The sequence below is a fragment of the Aquabacterium sp. genome (assembly GCF_004297345.1).
Lineage (GTDB): Bacteria > Pseudomonadota > Gammaproteobacteria > Burkholderiales > Burkholderiaceae_C > Aquabacterium.
In genome coordinates this window covers 1-9,325 of sequence record NZ_SCTN01000365.1, presented here as the reverse complement: position 1 = coordinate 9,325, position 9,325 = coordinate 1, and the positions used below count along the sequence as shown (strand labels likewise).

Genomic DNA, 9,325 nt, shown 5'->3' with positions numbered 1-9,325 from the left:
CCGACCTATGAGGGTGGCGTCGTGCATGTTCATCCAGCTCAGTTGCAAATTGCAGCCCAACTCATTGGCTTCACCGTGCCAGACAAGACCCGTGCAGCATTGGCTCGCGTGGCTTCCCGTTTGAAGGCACTCAAGGCTCAAGTGAATGCCCTTGAAAGCAGGCTGCGGTATGCAACTCATGAAAAAGACCTGGGCATGGGCCCGGAGTTGGTCAGCGCCGAGCACATCGGCTTCAACCTGGGCGAGTTAGTCAAAGACCTGGAAGACCTGACCTTACCTGAGGTTGAGGCGATTCCCGATGCACCCGCCAACCCTGGCGGCCAGTTGGCCCTGGTTTGAGCCATGACTTTCGCGACCTCACAGCAGGCCGATGTCCGTCATGCGTCTTTTCAGGGCCGGGCCCCTGAGGCAGGCACGCCAGACGTGCAAGACAGGCGCATGACAGAAACAGCAGGCCAGGTTGTCTTCCATCGCATGGCCGGCGCTCTGGCCAGCTGGCCTCACAGGGCCACGACACACCACACGTTGCCCGATGCGGGCGCCCCCACCAACAAGGACTCCCAATGACTCCAGGCACACAGCAGGCCGACCAAACGGCCGCAGTCTTTCCGGGCCAACACACTGGCCCTTTGACAACGCGCGAATGGCGTGCGCTTCAGTGGCTCCATGAGCGTGCCCCGGACCCGTTGACGATGCGAGAAATGCTGTCGCCCCGCAGCGAGTCCATCGAGGACGACCTGTTTCTAGGCGTGTCGTATCTTCAGGCGCGTGGCTGGGTGCGCATCCGGCACACGGCCTGGTCGTTCACGTTGCGCGGCGAACGAGAGGCACCCGACCGTGCAACGGCAGAGGCGGTCAAGCTGCCCGCTCCCGCACCAGCAAGACCTCCACGCGTGGCAATGCCTGTCGAAAGCATCAGCACTGCGCGCATGGCTGCTGTGCTGTCGACCATCGGCGATGACGCCTTGCACGCCCCCGATTTTGGGAAGGCAGTACAGGAGCGCGACTTCAAGACCTTTTCTGGGCTTATTGAGGTCTGCATGGCACATGGCTTTAGCGTCGATGACGCAATTGAACTAAGCCGGCTTATTCGCGTTGATGGTGGGTTGAGCCGTGGCGCTTGTGACCTTGCCATGTGCGCCTGTGCCGACGTGGCGCCTCAGTCCTTTGTCGATGTCCTCAAGCCATTTGGCCTCGATTGGTTGCTGACCGATCCCGCGCTAGAGGTGGGCACCGTTCATTGAAACCTCATTTTTTCGAAAGAGAAGACAAATGTTTGAAGCCTACAAAGTCGCAGTAAAAATTGAAATCATCAACGGCGTAACGCCTGCGCTTTCACTCATTGCCAAAGAACTCATGAAGGCGGATGGAAACGTGCGGGACGTGAACAATGGGCTCAAGACCATGCATGAGCGCATGTCCAGCCTCCAGAAGCTAGGAATGGCGGGCGGGATGCTCGCTGGTTTTGGCGCGGCTGGCCTTGCGATGTTCAAAGGACCGATTGATGCGGCCCGCGAATATGAATTGACCTTCACCAAGTTCAAGGCATTGAACCTGGGGGATGCTGTGAATCGCCAGGCAGACCAGTTCGCCCGAAGTGCAAATGTCATGGGCGTGTCAGCCAAGCAGTTGATGACAACCATGAGCGAGAGCGTCGGCCTGTTCGGCAGCTTTGATTTGGCAAGGCAAGTAGCCCCCATGCTTTCCCAACTCAACATGGCTAACGCAGCTATTTTTAAGGGCAAGGTTGGCGAAATTGACGAAGGCGGCACCCGTGGCCTGCTTCATTTCATTGACCGACGCGGCGGCACGCATGACATTGCCAGCTTCAAGCGCAACCTGGATCTGGCTGAAAAGCTTGTGACGGGCTCGGGCGGCTTCGTCCAGTTCCGGGATCTGGATCAGTTCTCGCAACAGGGCGGCACGGCCTTCCGAGGCTTGTCTGATGAGGGTGTGTTGAATATGGCCTTGCTGCTGCAGGAGCAAGGTGGCGCACGCGCCGGCACCTCGTTCATGAGCCTGTATCAGAACCTGATTGGTGGGCGCACTCCCAAAAAGACAATGGCCCTGCTGCAGGAGTATGGGTTGGGTCACATCGCCATGCAGGAGCACGCCACAGTGGGCGGTAAGAGTCTCAAATCCATGGTGATGACAGACATCACGGGCCGAGATCTTTTGCAGTCGAACCCAACTGCATGGATGCGGACGGTATTCCTGCCTGCGCTGGCTGCTCACGGCGTCACGAGTGAAGGAGACATCCTCAAGGCGACAAACGACCTTTTGAGCAATCGAACCGCGAGCAACCAAGGCTCCATCATGTCGACCCAGCTTTTGCAAATTGCACGGGACGCCAAGTTGGCGAAGAACGCGATGGGGTATGACGCCGTTATCAAGGCCTATGGCGACGACCCAAACAGCAAGTTTGGCGAACTGCAAGCCCGATGGACGGATGCGATGCGTGAACTTGGGTTGACCATCTTGCCGGCAGCCATCAAGGGAGTTGAGGCCCTGACAGCAGTGCTCAAAGCGGTATCCAACACGGCCCAGGAGTTCCCGACGCTGACCACCGCCATCACCGGCACGGGTCTGGCTTTGACCGGGCTGGCCGCTGCTGGTGGCTCGCTGGCGCTGTTCAAGGCGGGTCTTGGTGGCCTTGGAATGGAGTTCGGCGCGGCTGGCCAGGCAACTGGGCTAATTGGCCGACTGGGGTTGGCTGCGTCCGGCGCGGGTGGTTTGGCGCTGGCGCTGGGCGGCGGCTTGGTGTTCGGATCTTTGATCTACTCAATGATTGAAGGCACCAAAACAGCCGACAAGATGGGTGAAACCATGGCGCGAATCTTCGCCTTCTTCGGAAGCAAAGAGGCCAAGGAGGCTTTGGCAATCAATGGCGTTCCTGGCTATCAATCCGGTGGTGCAACAGGCTCTTGGGGCAGCAGCGGCGCCACTGGATCATGGGGCGACTCCGGCATCGAGACGGTAAAGCCGCAAAGCAAGGAAATTCACGTTCATACGCATCACCACATGGATGGACGTAAGGTGGCCGAGGTGGTGACGAAGCATCAGGCCAAAGAGATGTCTGGGCCTGCAGCGGGCGGGCGCCATTTCGACCCGTCCATGATGCCGATGTCCATCTTGATTGGTCGTTAATGGGGAGCGCAACAATGAGCAATTCAAACACCACCAGCCCGCGTCGTGTCGGGATCTCAGAGGCGGATGCATTCGAAGTCGCCACAGGCAAGCTATCCGCTGCGATGGACCGCCTGAGCAATCAGGTTCAGCGGGCCAGGGGTGAGGTGCTTAGCCTTGCGGGCGCTGGGCATGAAGGCTTAGCCATGAGCGTAGGCAATGAGGCGATGGCCAGCGCCAGTATTCAGTACAGCGCTGCCTGTGCTGAGTTTGAGTTGGCTGTAATTGCCTTCCTTGGTGAACGCTGCAGCCCGCTTGAAACCTTCGAGAACTATCAGCAACGCATCTCGGCGGCGATGGTGTCCATCACTGACATGGTGAACATGCAGCAAAAGAACGGGATTCAACTGTGCTTTTGCTGATCGACATTGCGGAAGGTTAGCGCGGATGGTTAGTGCCCTGGTTAGCGCCAGGGCGAGGTTTACACGGCAATGGTTTCCAGCCAAGTTGCCACGAAACCCGCAAAGCAATCTGCGAAGTTTCCGCGCAGTTTCCGAACGTTTAGAAACCGCCCACGCTAGGGAAGACGGCCACCAGCACTGCGAAGTTTCGAAACAGTTTCCGCGCATTTCCGCGCACGAAACTGCGCACCTTGTGAGCCATCATTGTTGTGGCCTATTGCCGGTGACTGCCCCACGTCTTTACTTGCCTGGCTCAGGCAGACACGATCCAGCAACAATGCCGGCCTAGACTGTACTCAGCCTGATTGATGGCCGCCATCGGTTAGGTAAGAAGCCCGCCCATCATCGTGGTGGGCTTTGTTCTTTCTGGAGGGCCAAGGGGTACACGCCAAACGTGTACGCTTTCAGTCACTTGGCTGTAGGCGCCCGCTTCGATGGGCCCAAAGTGGGGTTCTCGGTAAGCAGGCGCCCACTTTGGGCATCTGCCTTGTCAGGCTCACGCCTCAAATTTGACTTGTAGTGGTCGAAACCTGCGAAGGGCTGGAACCCCGTTCTGGGGGCCCGGGTCGATGTGCAGATTTCTCACATCGGTCGAAATTGCCGCTGGTTGAAGGAGCGTGGCCTCGGGCGCATTTGAACGGCGAGCAAGACAGCTTCGAGTCCATCGTGCTGGTCGAAACCCAGCGGGAACCCCTGGGCAATGCGAGGTTAACCCATTTGTTTTATCAGGCCAGTTATGCCGTGGCCATCCAGAGAGTGGGCTGCAATCTGATGAAATTTTTTATATATCACAATTGCACAAATAGCAGAACCCTCGCCATTCAGAGAGGGTTCTGCAAAATCCAAAGGCCAACTTATCAGCCAGCCTTGACAACCCATATTAAAATATGAGTTGTCTGCAATAATTATTGCAGCGTCACGACGCCGAGTTGCTCTGCACCGTTGGCCGTGGTGCAAATGCCCAGGCCCTTGATGGTCACCGTCTTGGCGCCGTTATAGGCAGCAAGCAGCATTTCCAAACCTTGGGGGAAGGACGGCGATTCGCCGCCCGTGACGTTCACGCTGGCGTCACCGCGCGTCGATTGGAAGACGTACGTAGCAGTGGTGTTGCAAGAAGCAGGTGCGCCCGAAGTCACAGACAGAGCCACCGTGTAGGTCTGGTTCTGGTTGCTGAAGGAGATGGAACTGATTTTGCCCGTGGCGCTGGTCGTGGCAAAAGCAGAAGAAGCGGCCAGAGCCAAAGCGAGGATTGCAATCTTTTTCATGATATTGATAAAAGGATTTGATTGAATATCCGAAGCGCACATGTTTATGCGCCTCGCCAATGCCCATCAATCAGACGAAAAACAAAGCTGCCGCCTCACTTGCGGTTCAGCGACAAAATCGCGCCCTGGAATTTATTCCCTGATATTTTTCGTGCTTTGATTAACGAACCAAATCAGGTTAGCAGCGAAAAGTGCATCGCCGTATGACAATTTCAATTTTGCATCATGAAATTTGCAAGTAATTGAAACGGAGGCGCACGCATCGTTCTATGGGTGTCAGTGTCGCCACACTGAGCATCAGCCACTTGGTGTCATGTCGGCCGAAATTCACCTGTACACGTGCTTCAGGTCACCGATTTGTGGACTGTTAAGCATCCCAGAGACTGCATCGAGCAGCCCAGCATGATGCTCGGAGTTCGCGTTAGACAAGGCGCCGAGCACTTCTCTTGTAATCGAATCAAACAGTCCCATCGCAGACCTCCTAGGAAGAAAAGCGAAAGCCGTCCGTCATGTGTGACAGGGGCTGTCGGCGTATGCCTACGATTGCTGTCATCCGAGCCAGTCGTGCCAGCGTTAAGGAACTATCTCCCAACCCGCTGTGAGGCCCACCATGAAACGCATCCTTCCAATCGTTGCCCTGTGTCTGTTGGCTCTGGCCACCACGGCCGAAGCCAAGAAGCCGAAGGCGGCACCAGCAGATGCCGCAGCAAGCGCAGCCTCAGCGCCCGCCAGCGCCCCTGCCAAGCTGTCGAAGGCCGATAAGAAGGCTGCAAAGAAGGCCGAGAAGGCTGCTGCAGCCGCTTCCGCTGCTGATGCCAAGGCACCTGGTGCCGGCAAGGAGTCCCGGCCATCTGTGAAGGCTCCTGCTGCTCCTGCCCCGGTTGCCAAGACCGAAGCCCCGGCAGCGCCTGCAGTTGCTCCCGTCGCAAAGCCAGCGACGGCTAAACCTGCAGCAGCAGCAGCCAAGGCCGATGCTCAGTCGCCTGAAGGTGCCAACGCACAGTGCAAGGATGGCACGTACAGCCACAACAAGACGCACTCTGGTTCTTGCTCGCGCCATGGCGGCGTTGCCCAGTGGCTCGATAAGAAGTAATCGCTACTTCATGAGCATCAAGCCCGCCGCGTGCGGGCTTTGTTCTTTCTGGCGGGACCAAGGGGCCACACCACCTTGGTTTCTCGGCCGTCTCTTGCTGGCTAGCGTCCATATTTCACAGGGGGACGAGTATCGACTCCAGTTTGTGAAAGCATTGCCGATAGCCCCGAGACAAGCCAAGAGTAGCCCATGATGGCCGCACAAGCGGCTTGTGTTCAGGACTCTCTTCTTGAGATTTACTCGGGGCAACGCTCATGAACTCACTGCGAATTGGTTCCCGCCTATGGGTTGCGTTCATTGCCATGATCGGCATCAGCATCTTGATTGGTGCGTTGGGCATTTTGCAAATCTCACGCGTGAACGCTGGTGCAGACATGCTTGCCAGCAGTTGGATGCCATCCATTCGCGTGCTTGGCGTAATTCGGGCAAGCGCGAACTCGCTGCGCCGGGCGCACCTTCGCCACGTACTTGAGACAACGCCAGAGGGAAAGGCCGTGCAGATTGCAGCTGCAAGCAAGGCCGATGCTCAGTTGGCAGCGTCCTGGAAGGAGTACTACCCAGCACTCCTTTCTGGGGACGACGAGCGGAAGTTGGCGGACGACATCCGCGCCAAGTTAGACCAATGGCTCAAGACAGACGCAGAGTTGGTGGAGCTGTCAAACGGCGGAGCAGCCCACTTTGATCAAGCTCGGGCCTTGGCCACAGGTAAGAGTGCAGCAGATTTCGCTTCAGCACTAAGCGCAATTTCTGCGGATGTTGAGCAGAACAACAAGGGTGGGATAGACGAAGGTGAAAAGGCCAAGTCTGTGTATTCCGCAGCCCTGACGATGGCTATCGGCTGCATGGCCATTGGCGCTCTGATTGGTGTCGTGTTCGCATGGGTCATTACGCGCTCGATTGTCACTCCCATCAAGCAGGCTGTGGAAGTGGCCAATACCGTGGCTGCTGGCGATTTGACATCACGGATTGCTGCCCCAGGGCAAGACGAGGCCGCACAACTTTTGCAGGCTTTGAGTCGTATGCAAGACAACCTTGTACAAGTGGTGGCCGACGTGCGCCAGAACGCAGAAAGCGTGGCAACTGCCAGCTCTCAGATTGCACAAGGCAACGCTGATTTGAGTCAGCGCACCGAGGAGCAGGCAAGCGCGTTGCAAGAGACCGCAGCCACGATGGAACAACTGGGTAGCACCGTTCGCAACAACGCGGACAACGCTAGGCAAGCCAATCAGTTGGCACAGAGCGCTGCAACGATTGCCGCGCAAGGCGGGGAAGTAGTTGGGCGGGTTGTTTCAACCATGGATGGCATCAGCGATAGCAGCCGCAAGATTGGCGACATCATCGGCGTGATTGATGGCATCGCCTTCCAGACCAACATCCTTGCGTTGAACGCCGCAGTTGAAGCAGCGAGAGCAGGGGAGCAAGGCCGCGGTTTCGCTGTGGTTGCAGGGGAGGTGCGCGTGCTGGCCCAGCGTAGCGCAGAAGCCGCCAAGGAAATCAAGGCCCTGATCGGTCGCAGCGTTGATCAAGTTGAGCAAGGCTCTAACTTGGTGGACGAAGCAGGCAAGACTATGGAAGGCATCGTCAACTCGATCCAACGTGTCAGCGATATAGTGGCCGAAATCACCTCAGCCACGGTTGAGCAAAGCTCAGGCGTCCAACAAGTAGGCGATGCAGTCAGTCAGATGGATCAAGTCACCCAACAGAATGCTGCTCTGGTTGAGGAAAGTGCCGCCGCTGCGGAGAGCCTGAAGAACCAAGGCCAGCAGTTGGTGGAAGCTGTTTCTATTTTCAAGCTCGCGAGGTCGCGGTAGATGAACTGTGGCAAGCATACGCGCCCCGACCGCTGTGCAGGGGGCGGCTAGCCTTGCTTCAATCGCGAACAATCACCCGTCGTTTGGGCTTCACGGTGACAACCACGGCCGCCCGCTGTTCTGATGTGGGTTGGCGTACCACGGGGGCAGGCCGGAGAGCTGGTCTGGCCGACCGCAGCAGCGCCTGAATCCTGCTTGAGTTGAGAACCTGGCGCATGTCGCCATTGACTTGCCAAAACGCGCTGGCCTTGTCTCTGGCCAGGGCACCGATTTCGATGCCGCGCCGGATCACGCCCATGTATTCAAGGTCAGGGCGATCAAACGCGAACTGGCGCCAGCCTTCACCGAGGGTGATCTGGGCCTCATGGCCCTTGCGTGCTTTCAATGTTCATTCCTGTGCTCAGTGCAAAACCCCGTTTTTTGTCTTACATCCGCCCTTACATCGCATGGCGTGGTCACAAAGCAAAAAGCCACCGCTAGGGTGGCTTTCAGCGCCAAGTGCTTGTCGCACTAGGCTTAATTTTGGTGGCGCTTCAGGGATTCGAACCCCGGACCTGCGGATTATGATTCCGTCGCTCTAACCGGCTGAGCTAAAGCGCCATCGAGACCAAGATTCTATGGCAGATTTTGCTGTTTGCGCAAGTGCCGTTAAAAAAATTCGAAAAAAGATGACCTGCCCTTGAATTCGACCCCGCAGCCATCAGATGTCGGGCACTGTTCCTCTTTCAGCAACCCATTGTCTGCACAAGAACACGCCATGACAAAGCAAACACACACCTTCCAGGCTGAGGTCAAGCAACTGCTGCACCTGGTCACGCACGCGCTTTACTCCAACAAGGAGATCTTCCTGCGCGAGCTGATCTCCAACGCCTCGGACGCCTGTGACAAGCTGCGCTTTGAAGCGCTGGACAACAGCGGCCTGTATGAAGATGCGCCCAATCTGGAAGTGCGCATCCTCATCGACAAGGCCAACCGCACGCTCACCATCCGTGACAACGGCATTGGCATGAGCGAAGCCGAAGCCATCGATCACCTGGGCACTATCGCCAAGTCGGGCACCAAGGAGTTCATGGGCCGCCTGTCGGGTGATCAACAGAAGGACGCGCAACTGATCGGTCAGTTCGGCGTGGGCTTCTACAGCGGCTACATCGTGGCCGACAAGATCACCGTGGAATCGCGCCGCGCAGGCGCTGCCGCCAGCGAAGGCGTGCGCTGGATCAGCGAAGGCACGGGCGATTTCGAGGTCGAAGCCACGACCAAACCCACCCGCGGCACCGACATCATCTTGCACCTGCGCGAAGGCGAAGACGAGTTCCTCTCCGCCTGGAAGCTGCGCAACGTCATTGGCAAATACTCCGACCACATCTCCCTGCCCATCCTGATGCAAAAGGAAGAGTGGGATGCCGAGAAGGGCGAGCAAGTCACCAGGGACGAATGGGAAACCGTCAACCAGGCTGCTGCACTGTGGAGCCGCTCCAAGAGCGACATCACGGAAGAGCAGTACAACGAGTTCTACAAGCAGATCAGCCACGACAGCGAAGCCCCGCTGGCCTACACGCACAACCGCGT

Annotated in this window: 9 protein-coding genes and 1 tRNA gene; 7 read left to right on the top strand and 3 right to left on the bottom strand. The window is 57.5% G+C overall.

Annotation, left to right across the window (positions count from 1 at the left end; genetic code table 11):
• The 4 genes from EPO09_RS13820 to EPO09_RS13805 form a co-directional block, all read left to right on the top strand.
• Nucleotides 1-339 (top strand): hypothetical protein (locus EPO09_RS13820; RefSeq protein WP_290643904.1); only part of this gene is annotated, 339 nt, incomplete at its 5' end.
• A 362-nt stretch (nucleotides 340-701) separates the two neighbouring features.
• On the top strand, nucleotides 702-1,244 hold the full coding sequence (locus EPO09_RS13815) for a hypothetical protein (protein WP_290643903.1): 543 nt from the start codon (nucleotides 702-704) through the stop codon (nucleotides 1,242-1,244).
• Nucleotides 1,245-1,272: 28 nt separating this feature from the next.
• The gene (locus tag EPO09_RS13810; RefSeq protein WP_290643902.1) at nucleotides 1,273-3,147 is read left to right on the top strand and encodes a hypothetical protein; all 1,875 of its coding nucleotides are present in this window, start codon (nucleotides 1,273-1,275) and stop codon (nucleotides 3,145-3,147) included.
• A 14-nt stretch (nucleotides 3,148-3,161) separates the two neighbouring features.
• Nucleotides 3,162-3,548, top strand: a complete 387-nt coding sequence (locus EPO09_RS13805; RefSeq protein ID WP_290643901.1) for a hypothetical protein — start codon at nucleotides 3,162-3,164, stop codon at nucleotides 3,546-3,548.
• A gap of 944 nt (nucleotides 3,549-4,492) precedes the next feature.
• Here EPO09_RS13805 and EPO09_RS13800 read toward each other — a convergent pair.
• Nucleotides 4,493-4,894, bottom strand: a complete 402-nt coding sequence (locus EPO09_RS13800; protein ID WP_290643900.1) for a hypothetical protein — start codon at nucleotides 4,892-4,894, stop codon at nucleotides 4,493-4,495.
• A 568-nt stretch (nucleotides 4,895-5,462) separates the two neighbouring features.
• On the opposite strand from EPO09_RS13800, the gene EPO09_RS13795 reads away from it, so the two are divergent.
• Together EPO09_RS13795 and EPO09_RS13790 are read left to right on the top strand one after the other, a co-directional pair.
• On the top strand, nucleotides 5,463-5,945 hold the full coding sequence (locus EPO09_RS13795) for a DUF3761 domain-containing protein (protein ID WP_290643899.1): 483 nt from the start codon (nucleotides 5,463-5,465) through the stop codon (nucleotides 5,943-5,945).
• Between the two features lie 254 nt (nucleotides 5,946-6,199).
• Nucleotides 6,200-7,756: a methyl-accepting chemotaxis protein gene (locus EPO09_RS13790; protein ID WP_290643898.1), complete on the top strand. Its 1,557-nt coding sequence runs from the start codon at nucleotides 6,200-6,202 to the stop codon at nucleotides 7,754-7,756.
• 58 nt (nucleotides 7,757-7,814) lie between these two features.
• Here the strand turns inward: EPO09_RS13790 and EPO09_RS13785 are convergent, their stop codons facing one another.
• Together EPO09_RS13785 and EPO09_RS13780 are read right to left on the bottom strand one after the other, a co-directional pair.
• Nucleotides 7,815-8,141: a hypothetical protein gene (locus EPO09_RS13785; RefSeq protein WP_290643897.1), complete on the bottom strand. Its 327-nt coding sequence runs from the start codon at nucleotides 8,139-8,141 to the stop codon at nucleotides 7,815-7,817.
• A 138-nt stretch (nucleotides 8,142-8,279) separates the two neighbouring features.
• Nucleotides 8,280-8,356, bottom strand: a tRNA-Met gene (locus EPO09_RS13780).
• Between the two features lie 157 nt (nucleotides 8,357-8,513).
• On the opposite strand from EPO09_RS13780, the gene htpG reads away from it, so the two are divergent.
• A partial coding sequence (htpG, locus tag EPO09_RS13775) for a molecular chaperone HtpG (RefSeq protein WP_290643896.1) occupies nucleotides 8,514-9,325 on the top strand: 812 nt, incomplete at its 3' end.